This is a genomic window from Paenibacillus sp. 8b26 (assembly GCF_050626875.1).
Taxonomy (GTDB): domain Bacteria; phylum Bacillota; class Bacilli; order Paenibacillales; family Paenibacillaceae; genus Paenibacillus.
This window is the reverse complement of sequence record NZ_CP192445.1, coordinates 3,462,945-3,480,218: the sequence shown is the minus strand read 5'-3', so window position 1 is coordinate 3,480,218 and position 17,274 is coordinate 3,462,945. Positions and strand designations below refer to the sequence as shown.

Here is a 17,274-nt window from a genome sequence, read left to right as displayed (position 1 = left end):
TTTTTGAAGCTTGAATATGCTATAACCCTGTTAAACTTGGATAGACAATTAGCCATTAAAAATTCAACTTCGACAACAATTCAATTTTATCTGAGTGTACCGATATTTTGCAGTTCTATACAACTTTTCAAAGCAGCAATTATTTTTCCATTGAACGTGACATCGCTTTTAAATAATTCAATACAAAATCATCAAAGGTCTTTAATTTATCTGTATCAATCTCAACTATAGTACCATGTACAATACTATTAATATCATTCACAAAAATTGACGCTCTACTTGAAGGGATTCCCCTAAAACAGCTGTTAATAAAACCACACGCACTATTATCCTTTATCATTTTAAGAATGTTCTTAATTTCACCCAGTTTCTTTTCATTAACCACGGAGGTTTCTTTAGGTGTATTTAGAAGATTTGATATGTTAACCCCGTTTATTGTTCCATCGCTATTACTCCTGAATTTTTTTCGATTGTTTTCCTCTCTAAACCATTCTATCCAACATTGAATTGCACTTTCTAATAAGACTCGATACAAATAGGGTATAACCAACTTAAAGGCATGTTTTGAATTAAAGTTAGTTTGGACAACAAAATCCAGATAGGTTTTAAACACATTCGAGTCAATTTTAATATTATTCTTTGCATAGTTTAATAATTCTACTGGTTTAGTTCTATATGAATTATTTCCACCTGGAGGTGGATTGTCACCTGGAGATGGATTGTCACCTGGAGATGGATTGTCACCTGGAGATGGATTGTCACCTGGAGGTGGATTGTCACCTGGAGGTGGATTGTCACCTGGAGGTGGATTGTCACCTGGAGGTGGATTGTCACCTGGAGGTGGATTGTCACCTGGAGGTGGATTATCACCTGGAGGTGGATTATCACCTGGAGGTGGATTATTACCTGGAGGTGGATTATCACCTGGAGGTGGATTATCACCTGGAGGTGGATTATCACCTGGAGGTGGATTATCACCTGGAGGTGGATTATCACCTGGAGGTGGATTATCACCTGGAGGTGGATTATCTCCCGTATTTACATTATTATCATCATAAGACAACTTCATTTTGAATTTATCATATTCAACTTCAGATTCGTTAAGTTTGACAAGGTACCTTGAATAAGGGCCTTTTGGCTTATTCTGTACTAGTTTAAAATAGACAGTTTTTATCGTTTCTTCATCGTCAAAATTCCAATTCCCACTTATTCCAAATAATTTTTTAATCACAGAATTATTGAATATGGTATCTATATCGGTATAGGGTATTTTTTTAAAATCTTTTTTCTTGAATAGATTGCAAATTTGACTAACTTTGTATGCGTTTGGATAATCAGGGGTTTTCCCCATATTATTACGTGCGTAGTCTCTTTGATAAGAATCCCAATCAATCTGTCCTTTCCCACCTTGCTCTCCACTATGTTCTATTTCTATCAAGCGAAGTGCTTCTTCATGATCAGTTGCATACACAAAAATATTTGTATCTAGAGAAACATTTATACGATCCTCAATATTTTCTAATCTTTCATCCTTTTTAGCTAAAAGCTTTAAAACCGAAATCCTTCTGTTACCATCGTAAACATTATATGTATCATCTCCATCGTTTTTCACAACTATAGGTTGACGATGGGAATTCAAACCGAATATTGCAACATCATTGGCTAAAGACAACATTTTGTTTTTACCTTCAACTTCAAAAAGAATATCAATAGCTTCATCTTCACTCTCTGACTTTTCTATTGCTGCTCTAGGATTATCATGCCAAACAATTAATTTTCTTAAAGAAACGTTAATCCTTTCTCCCATCTAAAGCTCCCCCTAAACAATTATGTTTTTATAGAACATATATTCACTAGATTTTTTCTTTATTTGAACACTATAATTTAATGATAAAACTTCACAATTCAAATGTTTGTAGAAATCATAAATACTTTCACATATATCATATGTGATAATCCATGGTTTTCTTTCCAAATAGATGTCTATAGTTTCAGATAAAACCTTATGATCTTCATGGTTAAAGAAATTTACATATAAATCTTTTCCTTTTTGATAGTAAGGTGGATCAATAAACCAAAAACTGTCTTCTTCATTTACATTTTCTATAAATATTTTCGCATCTAAATTACAAAGTTCAATGTTGTGCTTATGCTGGGAAATTTGTAAAATCAACTTAGCAAGCCTATCCTTATTGAACCTACAATCTAATTTATAGTTTCCTTTTTGCTCAAGGCCACCAATCGGACCCGCCTTAAGTATACCCGAACGATTAGTTCTATTAAGAAAAAAGGTAGAAAATCCCAGTTCGAGTAACCCAGCTTCTACTTTATTTGATTGTATACTCTTTTGTAAATGCCACTCTGTAATACTAACTTCAGTTTCATGAATTTTTTCAATAAATTGACTAGTATTATTTAATATACTATGCCAGAAAGCATAAATGGAACGATCAAAATCATTAATGGTTATTTTCCTGACATAACCCTCTTGTAACAGCTTAATAGCAACCCCTGCACCACCAGCAAACGGTTCAATATAGTGACAATCAATCAGATTATTTTGTTTTATCAAATCTACTATATAATCGTACATTTGACCTTTTCCACCTGGATACCTTAAAGGTGAAAGTGCTCTCCCCATACTAATCAGTCCAATCAATTTAAAAGTAGTCTAAATTTGATTATACATTAGTTTTCCCAAAAAGACGTTTATAGATGAAATTTCTCATGCAAAACTAAGTATATACCTTGCTACTCTAAGCAAGATATATAGACTATGATTGTATATGAAGGGGCGGAGTGCAAAGTTAGTTAGCCTAGCAAAGCTTCTATCTTCCTGCTTTGGCGAATACTTATGCCCACAAAAGCTCTATGCCAAATCGCTCTATCAGCTTGATCGTATCGTATGCTGTCTTTACTACAGAGCACAGATAATAACCATTAAATTTTCATAATATTGTTCCATTCTTGAATATTATAAAATACTTAAATATTGTCAAATTAACTAAATGTTACAATCTAACTTGATCTGTAAAAACCCACTTACTTTAGCGTAATCATCTATAGTGGTGTTTCTTCATATCTACTTTTTCATCATCAATCAATAGCATATAGCCCTATTCATCCGTATCACTTATGCAATACAAGACAAAAGTAATAATACCATCGACCCAAATAAAATTTTGTCGTTTTATGTCGGTTTACTTGATTTTTTTCAAAGGGTTTAAATAAGCTCAAAATTGGACAGCTAAAAACAACGGCGGGTAAAGCAGAATTACTTCTGTTTCAACCGCCGCTTTTATTTGAATTAGCGTACCAATCAGTTAAATTCGTTTTGTTTACAATGAAAATAGGCAAACTACTCTCTCTGTCCTCCACACATATAAAAATTTACTAACCCTCTATTAAAAAGTTACTTTTCCTTCCTAACTCCCTTAAAAGGAGTATTATCAGACGTTTTAGCTTCTAGGAACCTTCCGTTACTTGCATCCCTTTTGACCCACGTGTCATTTTTAGGATTGTAAGTTTGAGATCTATCTCTTACAGCTCCTTTCCTATAGTCGTTTCCGGTATTTTTCGCCATGTTATTCCAGTCCCTTCCTTTTTATATTGTAAATTATATGTACTAATTCAATATCTATCAATAACATTTAGCAACGATACCAACGAAAGCGTCACACTTCGCCAAAGTCAGTATCGTCGCTATCACTCAGATAAGGCAAGACAATAACATCTACTACCCAGCGCTAATTGCCCCAACGTATTCCAATTTCTCCAAAGGAAGTTTCGCTTTCATTCAATCCCTCAGGATCACTCGTTCCAATTGCTTCAATTTCTTTCTTGGTTAATATTATGTCATTACTTAAATCTTTAATCTTTCTCGTGTATACTGATTTAAGAAGATCAACTTGTTCATCCGTCATCTCATAATAATCCTTCCAAGATTCAACCGCTGAATCATATTCCATTAACTGGCTTTCTAAAAGATAGCCACCATTTAAAACGATTCTTACTACGTTATCTATAGAGATCATATTATCCTGATCCCCCCAGAAAGCTGTAGTAATGGAAGGGATGGGTACACCATCTTCCCCTTCTTCCAGAAGATACTCCAAAGTTTCGTTTCTCGCTAGCTCCAAGACTTCATTGGGTGCTCCTTCAAAAAAATCAATAGCAGCTGTAACATCAGAACGAGTAACATTGTCATTTCGGAATGCTGCAACACAATACTTTTCACTGAATGTAATTGTTGCTCTCCCACCTGTTCCGTCAATAACACTATAGTTCATTCCATCCCAAGAATGTTCATAGGACAGTTCAGGGTAATGGGCCACCATAATTGCGTGCGCAATAGATGAAAGTATACATCCCTTCCAAAGATCGTGTTTATTCCATCCTTTAGTTATCATTATAGGCTTCATTATGGTCTCCCTTTTTTAGGTTTAGAAGGTGGATTCGCTTTATTGGCTTTCGATGAATCAGAAGGCAAAATATTTGATTTATCTCTGTTTTCTTTACGTGTTAGTACCTGGGCATTACTATAACTGTTACTTCCACCTTTATCTTTGGGATAAATATGATCAATTTGCCATTCATTCTGATCAGGAGTAACACCTTTTTGGCTTTTTTGTGGCTTAGTAGCAATTTGACCAGATTGATCAGATTTCACCACGCCTCCGTTTTGTTTTCTATTTTCCTCTATAATTTTTTTCTTTTGGGCAGGTGTGAAATTTTTGCCTGGCCCCACATGTTTTGAATCCTCAAGATTGGAATAAGGACCTGATTCTGCGTCCTTGTTTCCTTTATTTTCAGGAACACTCTTTTTCGGTTTCTGTGGTGTTGGCGAGCCCTTACTCGACTTGGTATCAGTGGGCTTAGGAGGGGTCGAGCCCTGCTTGTTTTTTTCTTTAATCATTTTCCAGAGTTCAGCAGAATCTCCTCCTGTATTCGACGCCCCGTGGTAGGACATCACACCTCCATGATATATCATACCAGCAGATGCAACGTTCACCAACACACCAGCCGGAGATAATACGACCGATCCATCAAGAAGAAAACCACCAACCTCTCCCCCCGTACCAATCATCATCTCTCCAACTCCAGCTACAGTGCTGAACACATCTCCTATCACTTCACCTGTTTTACCTGCAATCGGATGTTTTGGGTTGTAGTCAATTTGATGTTTACCATGTGATACACTTCTTAAACCAGCTTGGTATGCTCCTTGAGTAGCATCCCATGCCATTTCACTGCTAATCCGGGCTCCTTCTAACTGTAGTTGTGCGTTCAGTAATTCAGCCTCACCTTGCTTCTCTAATGCTTGTTCCCACCATGACTGAGATTCCTCTTCTTGCTTTGGCTTTGCTTGTTGAGCCATATAGCTGTCATAATTTGCTCTCCAGCGTTGTCTCAGATCTACCGGAATCTGCTGATACGCATGAACCATGGCATTAGACTCTTTCAGCAGGCTTTGAACCAGCTCTAATGGGCCACCGGAATGTGCTATATGACGTGCACTCGTATATACTTTGCCTAAAATCCACTTGCTATAATAGGCTTGTTTCGCTTGCTCATGCTCGTACTGACTAATCAATCCTTGAAGCGCCAGTCCTGCCAAATGTTTCAACGGATGTACACCCGTTTCCTTAGACGCTCCCAAGGTAGGCGTTCCTTTGCTCCGAACAGGGATTGCTGCGGATACTTGTAAAACCGTTGCCGCCACTTTACCTGCTATTCCACCCGATGTATTCAACATCACACTGGCAACATTTCCGACTGCTGGAATGGAGCCTAATAGCTTGGATACTGTACCCAGCAATGCGTTGGCCTGTTGAAGCGCCGCTGGACTTGTAACCTTTGCCGTAAGAGCAGGAGCCGTACTACTGGAAGAAGCGTTGGCTGCTTTAGATTGTGCGGCCTCATACGCCTTAATATTCATTAACGGCGGCTCAGGTACAGGAGGAAGGTCAGCTACGAAAACTGGAGCTTTTACCGTACCTTCCTGATAAATCACTGGGGCTTTGGTGTCCGTCTCGCCATCCAGCACCATACTGCTGGCCCCACCTTTTAAGTATAGTGCGGTTCCAGCTTCCAGTGATAGTTCCTGACCTGCATCCAGCTTTACATGACCGCCCTGAATCTGTACATTTCCCAGACTGTTAATGGTGATGCCCGTATCCTCATGTAGTGTAATCGAAAACCCATCGGAAGTGGACAGGATCAGCTCCTGCTCAGACATTTCGATGCCGCTACCTTGTACGTGTTTCCATACCTTCACATCTGGCTGTCCATTGGCGTGGCGATGTTGTCGCAAGGAATCTGTCACATAGGCTTCCTGTTCACAGTGTGTAGGTAAATACAGCTCCACTTGTTCCCCAACTTCAGGCATGTCGTACCAGCCGCTATGTTCTTCCGCGACATAACGGGTGGCTACGGGAAACCAACAAGCTTTAGCTGGGTCTTGCTTCGGATCTATTTCCAGTTGAAGTTGTACGAAATCCTGTTGTACCTTCAGCACCGTTCCCGTGAGCGAAATCCCGATAGCTTGATCATTTTCATACCGAGTATAGTGAATATCCCGTTCAGCTTGGAGATCATAACGAGTTTGGAGTAAACCATCCCTTAACTCTGTCACTGCCCGAACAACAACTAGCTCTTTGCCTTGTCCGACGGGTAACGTAATCAAGTCACCCAGCGCATAGTATTGCAGATTTTCAATCGTATAGGTGACATACGCGCCAGCACGTTCCCCTGGTTTTCCTGTATCTAACTCATGAAACGTTTTTCGTACCCTGTAAAATACATCTCGCTCAACCTTGTACTGCTTGCCTTCTGGCATTCCAAAGAAAACCTTAGGTGATGCAGCCGTGATCTCCGGTACAAGTACCGAACCAAAGCGAGAGACAAGACGCTTTAAAAAGGCCCAGTCGGTTTCTTCATATTGTAAAACAAAAGCACCTAACTTGGCATAGTTGGTTACCGTATCAATCGCATCTCCATACATGTACTTCCGAATCATTGTAGTGACCAGATCATCATAGGTACGATGTATGTCCTGATAGGAGCGTCTTTTCGTCTTGATATCCATTTGGTAGGAATGCGAGGCCGCCTCCAGTTCAAAGGTATATACTCCCCTTATACAGTGTACGGACATGCGTGTAACCAGCCCATGAAACAATCTTCTGATCGACTGTCCTTGCTCATCCAACTGGCGTATGACAATCGGTTCCTGCTCCATGTCCTGTCCAACACACGCGGCTCCCTGTTCTTCCGACAGCATGCCGCTCACATACAGGTATGCATGATCGTTAACGGCCCTGGTAATTCGCAATTGTTCCATATGCTGAGGTTGAAAGGGACCGTATAAGCGTAGACTTTCATATCCTATTCCGTTTTGCAGTACGTCCAAATGCTTTCATATCTCCTTTCCAGCGGCACAAGGCACGTTCGCCAGCTACCTCGTGTTTACATGTGTTCGTAGCTATCACACTATTCAGATCCTGAGTTTAAGAGGTTATTTTTAACAGCAAACCATTCTTATGTATGTATCGGATAGAATAAAGATTTTGTTTACAGAAAGCCCCATCCATTCTGTTATTTTGAATTAACATAGCGAACGAATGAATATATGAAGTACCCTAAAACCGTCTTGGCCTTAAATGAAAATAGATATTATTACTTTGAAAGGCTCCTGTTCTCAGTGAAGCCTTATTTCCTTTTAGGAGGTTACGTTGTGCGCATCATACAGACCCAGCAAGACATCGACTCACTGCAATACTCTTCGCTTTCCCCCTCTTTTTTAAAACACATCCAAGAATACTTCACTCAGCTTCGCGACTCATTCCATAACAAAGATGATCCGTATTTCTCCCTCCAGCCTTCCGGCCCTATCTTCATACTAGAAGTAGGGGATAACCTACACGATCTTAGCCTCGTAGGTTTTAGGCGAGAAGACGACGGACTTTTCGGTAGTTGCCCTGAATACGTCGAGTTTTACAACCTTAGTGACATTCAAATCTACAAAATCGCCGTCATGAACACCAATGACTACATCATCACTCTGTTTACACAAGTCGGAATTCATTACAAGGAGGCCGAACAATGGCTGAAAGAACTAGCAGAAGTTTAAAGGCAAATGAGGACAACATACTGAACAAGCTAAAAGAGGTCATTGAATATAACGGGGACGTTGTAAATAATCCTGAATCGTACGGAAACACCTGGATTATGGCGGTGTCACTTAGATCATTCATCCGCAATCAAAAACAGTTTCTACCCGTCTGTTTGGAAGAGCATGAAGTGCTCAATTCCAAACAGGCCTTTTTTGTGCGTGTGATCATCAGAACAACCGATCAGAGTGGAACAAACAGATACGTGGATGGTACGAATCTGTTTGTGACGATAGACCAGGATACTGGAGTTGTAGATATTTTAAAAGAGGATGAAGCACTGTCAGACAACCCTGTATTTCATGGCGGTGAAATTGTAGATGCCTTACGTTGGGTGAATGAGTTAGCCGATCCTTGTTACATCGCACTAGAAGACCCGTATCTAACACCGGAGCAACGCATCCTGTTCATGCAGAGTGCACCTTTTACTCTGTAAATGAATCTTTCCAATCAAAAAAAAAAAAGCGACAGTACGGGCGTTTGAATGTCCATACTGCCGCTATTCTTATTTAGAAATGGAGCGAAAACCATGACAACGCTAACCTTCACGGAAAAAGAAAAACGCGCCCTCGTTGCTCTCATTCAAGAGCAGATGAATACACATCTCTCACGCTTCCCATATGCCAGATATCCCGTATATCCTTTGGAAGAATGGAAGCGTCTTTTGTGTGATCCAGTTACTGTGACGCCAACGATTTTAAAGCAAATACTTGGTTGGACATTCGGGAGCTGGCAGCGGAAAGACCTTCCCTCTGCACAAAGCAGTGTGGTTAGAAGCATCATCAAGCTGTGGCCGGAATTTACAGAAAAGATGCCATCAGAATCCGCTAGCATACTTCAATTTTGGGAGGAGCGGCTGACAGACTGGACGAATGGATTCCAGGCTGTTTCCTTCCTTTTACACCTCATGCGTCCTGACCATTACGAAATCACGGACTCCCATCGCCTTCAAGCCATGTATGAATTGCTTCAAACGATCAATCACCAGGAAAACGACCGTAGTTTGTCACATTCGTTACTTGACCTTGAAAACTACTCCAGCTTTTTCCGCGCCATCTTACCCAAATTCTCCTTTGGCGAACACAACCGCATACAACTTGACCGCTTTCTAAAAGCCTACGGCAACCGTCATGCTTACAAAAATGTAGACAGCAGCTACACCACCAGTGAGCCTCACATCTGGCAATTTTCTTGGAGTGACGTCAAAACAGAACACTATGACCTGGAGAAAATCACTTTACGCTCCAATGCAGACGTCCTGTTTGCTTGCCTACTCTCATTGTTGGACGAGCAGCCAGAGGTGGGGCAAAAACTTACCATTGGACAAGTCGTTGAGCTGCTCCCTATGGGTACTGGAGGCATTTGTAATCCCGCCAGCTTTAAATACGCGCTCATTTCCTTGTTTGGTAAGCAGAAAGGACGGGATTACTTCATTACGGACGATTCTTCGCTCCAACAGGCTTTTACAGTACAAGCCAACCAATCGACTCGTGACATGAAGTTTTACACTCATTTTCAGGGAACAAAAATTACTGTTAATAAGAAATATTTTAAGGAGCATGATCTTTGATCTAATCATCGTAAAATTACATTGAAAACTACATTATTTATTCTTTTCTTTATCAAATGTATGAAGCATGTCGCGCACAACTCTTTGAATCATTGCAACCTCCTCAAAACTTCTTTCCATGAGTAAAGAACGGTGCATTTCTATAACATGATGCTTCTCTGTATTTCCTTCAATTCCATCTAACGAGCCGAACCTAAAAATTTCGACAGGTTCAACTTCAAGTGCAGAAGTAATTTTGTCAATTGATTTCAGCGATATGTTTCGCTCTCCTCGTTCAATGCCGCCAATATAGGAGTCCTGTAATTCGGACAGTTCTGCAAGCTTTGCTTGAGAAAGTCCTTGCTGCTTGCGTAAATTCCTGATCCTTGCTCCGACCAATTTTAACAAATCAGACATCCTATGCACCCCTTATAAAGTAAGGGTAGTTAAAATGAATAAGGTTAAGTAATACTACTAAACTATAAAAATATCTTGTTTAAGGTATTATAAGTACTCTATAATGGATTTATCTTACTTATAGTACTTGAGTAGTAGGCCAAATTGTATGTCATCAGTATCCTGCATAGATGGAAAGTCGCCAAAATCGTCTTCTATTTCATACTGAAAGGGTTGAATTGAATGTTAATGAAGTGGGCTATTGGGGGAGCAGTCCTTGGACTGATTGGATCTATTTCTACGGATACGAGCATCATTTCAGGCATCGTATTCGGTGCAATACTCGGTGTAATCATTAGAAAATGGATTTTTAGGAATATGTGGATGTAGCACTGGTAGGTTTCTTTCAAAGATAGGAAATAAGGCCAGCCCAAAGCTGGCCTTTTGCACAAAACAACGAATAACTAAACTGGACTAATTCATAATAATACAAATCTCAAAGCTTATATTTATTTTCATTAGCTACGTTAAATCAATATAGAGAGGTGCACCGCACATGCTAACCAAGGCAGAACAAGCTCCACCTACCCCAAAGAATTTTACTTTTGAATGGAACGGGGGTTTCAGTTATCTTACGTACTTAAAAAAGAAAACAACCGTTACATTCGAGGGCGAAAAACTGTTGCTAACTAGACAAAACTTCATCTTAGGCGCTTTCCCCTTACAACCATCGACTCAGGAAATTCCGCTCACCCACATCAACTCCATGGCTGTGGGCTCCAAAATCAATTGGTTTGACATGGTATTTGCTATTTTGTTTGTATTCGTAACTCTGATCACCATGAACTTTTTGCCTTTACTTCTGACAGCTCTTTTTCTGTGGCGCACCTTTAACACCAACATTCAAATCTGCGAACGCTCAGGAAACAGCCTAAACATCCTAACTGGTTCTAAAGGTGATGCAAACTCATTCATTCAAGTTCTAGCCAATACGATCAATCAAGTAAAGCATTCCGACAACACAGAAACGGGACAAGATTCCATCGTTCCCCAAGTCCTAAGCAACAAGCCTAAAAAAGTATTTGGCATAGTAAGTGCTGGGGTTGTGGCGATTCTCATTTTACTGCTTGTCATTGCATCACGCGGAGGCTTTGATAACCCCTACGTCACCTGGGTTAAAGATGCTACGGTCCCAGGCGGTACCCATCATACGATGGACGAGGCCCTGAGCAATGACAAGTATTTTAGCAATGTCGTCTGGAAACAGGTCAACAAGGGCGGCAACGAAGAAGATGTAAACAAATACGTCATGTACCAAGCCACCTACACCGATCAAGGCGCGAGCATCAACATTCAAACCGTGTTTCAAGTGTTTGCTGAAAATCAATTTACTCCCGTTGCTTACGCTATTGACGGAAATGGACAAGATCTGTCGGACTGGACTTATTTTTTAGTAGAGGTTACTTCCAAACTGGATGGAAGTCCCCCATCCTCGGATAAAGGTGCTTGGCAAGAAAGCGCCTCTACTTTCTCTACATCAACGTCCCCTCAGTCAGAACCCCCGACTCAAACCAATGCCGAAGCCAAATCACCCGCTCCTCCTGTGCAGGTAGCTACAACACCTGTAAAGGAAGTACAGACTCCAGCGCCAGCATCCGATGCCGTCCCAACAGTGAGCTTAAAAGACTTCAAGCACTGGACTCCTCCTGCTGCTGATCTCACCTATCCTGTTCGTTTAGATGGGGATAACATGGACATTGTGCTGGGTTTAGATCATCCCAATGGCGTGAAAGCACAAGTTGTCGATCATGCTTTGGGGCAGGGCTGGGACATATCCTTGCCTTCCATAGAAGGCAGTAGTCCCTTTGATGAATTTGGAGACTTGTTACCTGATTACTCCCTGGCTGTCAAAGAACATGATTTTACTCAAGATGGAACGCCTGAAATTGTTTTGGTTGCGAGTGATGGGCAAGCCGACATGTACGTGTGGATACTCACATATAATTTCATGGCTTCGGAGCAGGGAACTAACCCTTTAGAACTGCTGTGGAGTGGCATGGGACAATCGGATATTCTAATGTCTGGCAACAAGTTCCTACTTCCATACGGTTCGCAGGGACTGTACGAGGAATACAAGTACGCTAATGGAGTTTTTGTTAAAAATACACAGTAGCTGGATCAGATTACACAAGGAGACGAGTTAGAATACTCGTCTTCCCCTTTGTATCACCGTCCTGATAGGTAAAGATTGCCTCCCACTAAGTTTTCATCATAAAATGAGGAAAACTATTAGGTGGCGATGACATGGATACAATCATTAAAATTCCATTTTCAAAAATTGGAGAAGAGTTGTTTCAGGAGTCTGGTAAAGAAGAGAGGTATAAGAATTTGGACGATTATGACTTTGAGGAAAAAAAGAAGGACTTCATTAAAGCACAAAGAAATGATTTTTTACTTATTTTGAGGATTTTAGGGGTAGATACCGAAATCTTTAAACATCCAGATAGGAACGAATACTCCTTGCCTAAGTCCCAAAAAGAAAGTATTAAAATGCTATTATCCTTCCGATCAGGAAAGACTATCCAAGCCTTTAGGAAATTCTATTCAGATTTAAAGAGCTTTGATTTAGAAAAACAACTGACAAACGAGGAAATTAATTTCCTGCGCGAGAGGTACAAAACCGAATCTAAAAAGTTTGATCTTTCTGAATTGAAAACAATTGTAGATTTGGTGGCACTCATTCTGAAAGACGGAACTACTCCTCTTCAATATAATCATTATGTGGAGAAAATGTATAATCTAACTAGAGTTCATCTAACGCAAGCCACAAAAATGATCGAGCAGGAACTGGTTCCATTTGTGACGGAAAAGATTGACAGGCTCTTTCCAATATTAAAAAACTATTCTTTGAATGATGCCGATAAAGTAGAGCTACTTCGTTTTTATAAAGACTTGATTGTTAAGATTAATCATGATTTCAATTCGATCGTAAACATAGCCGACGACATCAGAAGTTCTGAAATTAATGCTATCTCTGAAAAGGAAATAGAAGATTGGGATAAATCACTTTCTTCCATTGAAGATATCTTAGAGCAGGCCCGCGAACAGTACAGAGAGGAAAAAGAAGAAAGAAAACATCAATTAAAATGGTCTGAAAAACAAATTCAGGAAATAGATGAATTCATCAATTCAAGACCTGTAAATAATAAAACCAATATGAATTCTAATGAGTACAAGTTCAAGCCTGAAAGATATAAATTAAGTACATATCAAGATAAATTAAGGTAGTAGGAAAAGGCGGGAGGAACTCCGCCTTTTTTTTGTTTACAAGATTCGTTAAACCAGTATTTTAACCAAATTAAAAATCATTTAATACCACAAATAAATGAATATATCAAGGGGTTTAGAAAAATAAAAATTTTCTCCCTATTTTGCGCTTTAATCTTGTCATATTCTAAAAATAGAAAGAGAAGCAAGAGGACATAAACGGGAGGAAACAACATGAACAATACAGACCGACACAAAGACACTACAGATCGCACCGAAGCACTACGACACTACTTTTACAAATACGCTGACATGGGCTTGCCTGTCATTCCGCTTTGCCCTCACGATCACGAAGGAATGTCTGAAAGACATAAAGTAACGTGCAGTCACCCTGGAAAAGCCCCTTTTTTCAAGGGATGGCAAGAGGCTGTACCACCATCCAAAGCCAAAATTGACTGTTGGCTATCCAAATATAAGTCATGTAACATCGGATTGGTGCTAGGTGGAGACAGTGGCATCCTCGGCATTGACGTGGATGGAGAAAAGGGTTTTGACATCCTAGAGCGCCTTTCCCAAGGGGATGTACCCTCTACATGGCAATTCAGTACTCCAGGCGGAGGAATGAGGTACTTGTACAGAATCCCTGAAGGATCGTCGTTCACTAGTTGGGTAAAGCGACACCCGACGGAGTCACATTGCGAAGTAAACGTATTGGGAAGTGGACGTCAAACCGTTCTTCCCCCGTCCATTCATACAAACGGAGGTCAATACCAATGGATCATCGAACCCTAAAGGCCAGTGCAGTGCTGGCAGAAGCGCCCTCTTGGATTTTTCAGCATTCTACTCGGGTGCCAACCAACAAAAGCGCGGTTACAACTGTAGTTGGCAACTTGAAAACATTACATGCTCGCTGCCCCCGTTTTGCCCAGGACTACGCTTCCCAGCAACAACATGGCCTGGATGAAGAAACCTGGTTTAAGTGGGTACAGTTACTCCCAGAGGAATTAGCCTTGGAGTTTTCGGCGTTTTCCGATAAACACGACACACATAGTCAGAATCGCATTCGTCAATTACAGCAGAACAAGAAGCCGCCTACGCGCTGCCGCACGTTTGGCTGTAATGAACAACAGATTGCCACTTGCTTTCAACACCGTGTACATAAAAATGAGGAGGGAATCATCGTGAATAGTCCTGCTAAAATGTTAAGCCAACCCAAAACTAAAACCCCTAACCCCTTTACGTCCGTAACAGCCAAGCTAAAGTCTACACAGAATCTAGGTTTGAAAGACGCCGGGTTTACCTTAGATAACACCAATCAGCCGAAACGCTTAAACTCTAACAAATTTGCAGAATTCATTCTTCATCATTACCTCAACACTATTTTTGTGGCCCCTGAGCAACGCTACTATGTTTACAAAGCTGGTGTGTGGGAGGATCAACTTCTTGATGTGCTCAAAACCAATGTACGAAACATTCTTCATACTTGGGCTCCTCATTTCTGGCGTTCTAAAATCGAAGCGGAGTACATGACTGCCTTGACACGTGATTGCACACTGGAACATTCAATGGACAGCGAGCGCGATTATATTAACCTGAGAAACGGGATGCTTGACCTACGTAACTTCAAGTTAGAGGAGCATGATCCTACGTTCTATTCCAGTGTACAGGTTCCCATTGACTATGAACCTGAAGCTCCCTGTCCGAATTTTGAAGCCTTTTTGAAGGACATTTTTGATCACGACCAGGAACGTATTGACCTCATTGCAGAAATTTTTGGCTACTGTCTTACCACATCCACCCAAGCTGAACAAGTCTTTCTTTTTTACGGAAAAGGGTCTAACGGGAAGTCCGTGCTCGTTCATGTGCTAAAAAGCCTGATTGGAGAACGTAATACATCGGCTCTCTCTTTAAATGACCTAGAAAAACCTTTTGCCCGTTCCGAGATGATCAACAAACTGGTCAATATTACGACGGAAAATGAAGTTGGCAGTAAAGGGATTGAAACAAGCTACCTAAAGGCCATTGCTTCCGGTGATCCTGTTCGTATTGAAGAAAAATTTAAACAAGGGTACATGCAGGAACTATTTTGTAAGCTTATTTTCGCAACGAACAACCTGCCCTACTCCAAGGACAAAAGCTACGGACTAATCCGTAAAATGACCATGGTTCCCTTTGAAAAAACGTATACGGACGCTCAGAAAGATCCGGATTTGAAAGTAAAACTGATGAAGGAAGGCTCAGGTATTTTGAACTTTGCGTTAGAAGGATTGAAGCGTTTACGTAAAAATTCATACCTTTTTACAAAGTCGAAAAAAGTACAACAACTGGCTAACCAGTACAGCCAAATGATTAATCCAATTCAAGTGTTTGTTGAGGATATGATTGAAGCCAAACCTGAGAGTAAGCTGCTTAACAAGGATTTAAAAGCTAGTTTTTTTAGCTGGTGTCAGCGTGAAGGCCATAACGGTCTGTCCAACATCAGTAATCAGCAACTGACGGGTAAAGTGAAAGAAGTTTTGAAGGAGCAAGGAATTGTATTTGAACCGGATAAGTCTGGCGGGGAACGCTTAATCAGAGGCATTTGCCTGAAAACCGCCCCTAAGCCTTCTTGGATGAATAGCACTCAGATCCAAGTCGTTGATAACATTGAAGATCTGGATTAAACGGTAGCAAGAGGCATTGGGGGCAGTCAGGGGCGAGGTTGTGACAGATACATCGAAGGTACGCCACATCTCAATTCCTTGCCTGGTAAGGGATTTGGAGAAAGCGGGGCGCTTGTGGCTTCTTTTTCCCTCCCCTGACAAATTTTTTAATCCTTCAATATCTAAAAATAAAAAGAGTAGTTTCCCACAAAAAGGGTCACAAACGCCACGACACCTAAAAAAGCCATGCCCTGCAAAGAAAGAAGCTAGTGGCACAGGCTTTCACAAACGTCACTTTCGGGTCGCTCCAGCGCCACCACCTAAACAGGTAATCCGTTTCAACTCCTCTTTCAAACAGACATTATATCTTTGTAGTCCTGATCACAAGACTACATCACAACCTGTTTAAAGGAGGAACACCATGAAACAAACCGCTAAACGTGTACAGGTGCTGCACCTGCACACCATTCGAGAGAAATCCCTGCTCTTTGCAGATCGGGTGGTTCACAGGCCCGAGGATACCGTTTGCCTTTTCCGGGAGTTCATCGGGGACTATGACCGGGAGGCCTTTTGTGTCCTAACCCTGAACACCAAGAACCAGCCCATGGCCTTACAGTTGGTTTCACTGGGTACACTCAGCTCGTCCTTGTTACACCCGAGGGAGACGTTTAAACTAGCGGTGCTATCCAACGCTGCGTCCATCATAGCTTGTCATAATCATCCTTCTGGCAAGCCAGATCCTTCTACGGAAGATCTGGACATGACCAAGCGGCTTCAACAAAGCGGTGCTATTTTAGGTATTGAACTGCTGGATCACATCATTTTGGGCGATGACTCGTTTGTCAGCCTCAAGCAAAGGGGGCTCATGTAATGAATCAAGCCATACTCACGTTGATCGTCGCTGCTGCTCAGTTGGCATTCGAGATCATCGCCCAATCTAAAAAAAGATAAGTAAGGGGTTTTTGCTCTCATGCCAATGCATTACTCGACTCGTATTTCCAGACGCAAGCTCAAACAATTTTGCACTGATCCCGATGCTTCTTCCTGGCTTACTTCCGATCAGGTACGGGAAACGACTACTTCATACTACCAACCTGCCGTTGAAATGCTGGATACCATTTTGAAGCGAAAACGATAGGCTCACAGTTACGTTCCTGATGATACCTAAGCGGTAGATTTTCAGAACACGAACACATTCATACACTTTAATACTTTAACGCCTTTTTGTATTATACCAATCTGTGGCCTCTCC

Annotated in this window: 14 protein-coding genes; 9 read left to right on the top strand and 5 right to left on the bottom strand. The window is 41.0% G+C overall.

Going from position 1 to position 17,274, the window contains the following annotated elements:
• Window positions 1-139: 139 nt before the first annotated feature.
• The 4 genes from ACQ4MX_RS16050 to ACQ4MX_RS16035 form a co-directional block, all read right to left on the bottom strand.
• Complete coding sequence (locus ACQ4MX_RS16050; protein WP_431085914.1) at window positions 140-1,807, bottom strand: hypothetical protein; 1,668 nt, start codon at window positions 1,805-1,807, stop codon at window positions 140-142.
• Between the two features lie 12 nt (window positions 1,808-1,819).
• On the bottom strand, window positions 1,820-2,641 hold the full coding sequence (locus ACQ4MX_RS16045; RefSeq protein ID WP_340859437.1) for a DNA adenine methylase: 822 nt from the start codon (window positions 2,639-2,641) through the stop codon (window positions 1,820-1,822).
• Between the two features lie 1,105 nt (window positions 2,642-3,746).
• Window positions 3,747-4,421: a hypothetical protein gene (locus ACQ4MX_RS16040; RefSeq protein WP_431085912.1), complete on the bottom strand. Its 675-nt coding sequence runs from the start codon at window positions 4,419-4,421 to the stop codon at window positions 3,747-3,749.
• Entirely contained in the window at window positions 4,421-7,408 is a 2,988-nt protein-coding gene (locus ACQ4MX_RS16035; RefSeq protein WP_431085911.1) for a contractile injection system protein, VgrG/Pvc8 family, read from the bottom strand. The genes ACQ4MX_RS16040 and ACQ4MX_RS16035 overlap by 1 nt, the downstream gene beginning before the upstream one ends.
• Before the next feature lie 324 nt (window positions 7,409-7,732).
• On the opposite strand from ACQ4MX_RS16035, the gene ACQ4MX_RS16030 reads away from it, so the two are divergent.
• The 3 genes from ACQ4MX_RS16030 to ACQ4MX_RS16020 all read left to right on the top strand — a co-directional run bounded on the left by ACQ4MX_RS16030 (window position 7,733) and on the right by ACQ4MX_RS16020 (window position 9,738).
• Window positions 7,733-8,128: a hypothetical protein gene (locus ACQ4MX_RS16030; RefSeq protein ID WP_431085909.1), complete on the top strand. Its 396-nt coding sequence runs from the start codon at window positions 7,733-7,735 to the stop codon at window positions 8,126-8,128.
• Window positions 8,101-8,604 (top strand): hypothetical protein, encoded by a 504-nt coding sequence (locus ACQ4MX_RS16025; RefSeq protein WP_431085908.1) that lies wholly within the window; start codon window positions 8,101-8,103, stop codon window positions 8,602-8,604. The genes ACQ4MX_RS16030 and ACQ4MX_RS16025 overlap by 28 nt, the downstream gene beginning before the upstream one ends.
• 93 nt (window positions 8,605-8,697) lie before the next feature.
• The gene (locus ACQ4MX_RS16020; RefSeq protein WP_431085905.1) at window positions 8,698-9,738 is read left to right on the top strand and encodes a hypothetical protein; all 1,041 of its coding nucleotides are present in this window, start codon (window positions 8,698-8,700) and stop codon (window positions 9,736-9,738) included.
• Between the two features lie 33 nt (window positions 9,739-9,771).
• On the opposite strand, the gene ACQ4MX_RS16015 is transcribed toward ACQ4MX_RS16020, so the two are convergent.
• Window positions 9,772-10,134: a helix-turn-helix domain-containing protein gene (locus ACQ4MX_RS16015; protein WP_431085903.1), complete on the bottom strand. Its 363-nt coding sequence runs from the start codon at window positions 10,132-10,134 to the stop codon at window positions 9,772-9,774.
• A gap of 535 nt (window positions 10,135-10,669) precedes the next feature.
• On the opposite strand from ACQ4MX_RS16015, the gene ACQ4MX_RS16010 reads away from it, so the two are divergent.
• The 6 genes from ACQ4MX_RS16010 to ACQ4MX_RS15985 all read left to right on the top strand — a co-directional run bounded on the left by ACQ4MX_RS16010 (window position 10,670) and on the right by ACQ4MX_RS15985 (window position 17,160).
• Window positions 10,670-12,286, top strand: a complete 1,617-nt coding sequence (locus ACQ4MX_RS16010; RefSeq protein WP_431085901.1) for a hypothetical protein — start codon at window positions 10,670-10,672, stop codon at window positions 12,284-12,286.
• Between the two features lie 131 nt (window positions 12,287-12,417).
• Window positions 12,418-13,401, top strand: coding sequence for a hypothetical protein (locus ACQ4MX_RS16005; protein ID WP_431085899.1), 984 nt, complete (start codon window positions 12,418-12,420; stop codon window positions 13,399-13,401).
• A gap of 213 nt (window positions 13,402-13,614) precedes the next feature.
• Complete coding sequence (locus tag ACQ4MX_RS16000; protein ID WP_431085897.1) at window positions 13,615-14,172, top strand: bifunctional DNA primase/polymerase; 558 nt, start codon at window positions 13,615-13,617, stop codon at window positions 14,170-14,172.
• An 11-nt stretch (window positions 14,173-14,183) separates the two neighbouring features.
• Window positions 14,184-16,043 carry a DNA primase family protein gene (locus tag ACQ4MX_RS15995; protein ID WP_431085896.1) on the top strand — a complete coding sequence of 620 codons (1,860 nt, stop codon included), beginning with the start codon at window positions 14,184-14,186 and terminating at the stop codon, window positions 16,041-16,043.
• A 400-nt stretch (window positions 16,044-16,443) separates the two neighbouring features.
• The gene (locus ACQ4MX_RS15990) at window positions 16,444-16,893 is read left to right on the top strand and encodes a JAB domain-containing protein (RefSeq protein WP_431085894.1); all 450 of its coding nucleotides are present in this window, start codon (window positions 16,444-16,446) and stop codon (window positions 16,891-16,893) included.
• A gap of 99 nt (window positions 16,894-16,992) precedes the next feature.
• Window positions 16,993-17,160: a hypothetical protein gene (locus ACQ4MX_RS15985; protein ID WP_431085892.1), complete on the top strand. Its 168-nt coding sequence runs from the start codon at window positions 16,993-16,995 to the stop codon at window positions 17,158-17,160.
• Window positions 17,161-17,274: the final 114 nt, after the last annotated feature.

Coding starts and splice junctions, on each gene's coding strand:
- ACQ4MX_RS16040 (WP_431085912.1), bottom strand. CDS start 4,421: ATGAAGCCTATAATGATAACTAAAGGATGGAATAAACACGATCTTTGG.
- ACQ4MX_RS16050 (WP_431085914.1), bottom strand. CDS start 1,807: ATGGGAGAAAGGATTAACGTTTCTTTAAGAAAATTAATTGTTTGGCAT.
- ACQ4MX_RS15990 (WP_431085894.1), top strand. CDS start 16,444: ATGAAACAAACCGCTAAACGTGTACAGGTGCTGCACCTGCACACCATT.
- ACQ4MX_RS15985 (WP_431085892.1), top strand. CDS start 16,993: ATGCCAATGCATTACTCGACTCGTATTTCCAGACGCAAGCTCAAACAA.
- ACQ4MX_RS16025 (WP_431085908.1), top strand. CDS start 8,101: ATGGCTGAAAGAACTAGCAGAAGTTTAAAGGCAAATGAGGACAACATA.
- ACQ4MX_RS16010 (WP_431085901.1), top strand. CDS start 10,670: ATGCTAACCAAGGCAGAACAAGCTCCACCTACCCCAAAGAATTTTACT.
- ACQ4MX_RS16020 (WP_431085905.1), top strand. CDS start 8,698: ATGACAACGCTAACCTTCACGGAAAAAGAAAAACGCGCCCTCGTTGCT.
- ACQ4MX_RS16000 (WP_431085897.1), top strand. CDS start 13,615: ATGAACAATACAGACCGACACAAAGACACTACAGATCGCACCGAAGCA.
- ACQ4MX_RS16045 (WP_340859437.1), bottom strand. CDS start 2,641: ATGGGGAGAGCACTTTCACCTTTAAGGTATCCAGGTGGAAAAGGTCAA.
- ACQ4MX_RS16015 (WP_431085903.1), bottom strand. CDS start 10,134: ATGTCTGATTTGTTAAAATTGGTCGGAGCAAGGATCAGGAATTTACGC.
- ACQ4MX_RS16005 (WP_431085899.1), top strand. CDS start 12,418: ATGGATACAATCATTAAAATTCCATTTTCAAAAATTGGAGAAGAGTTG.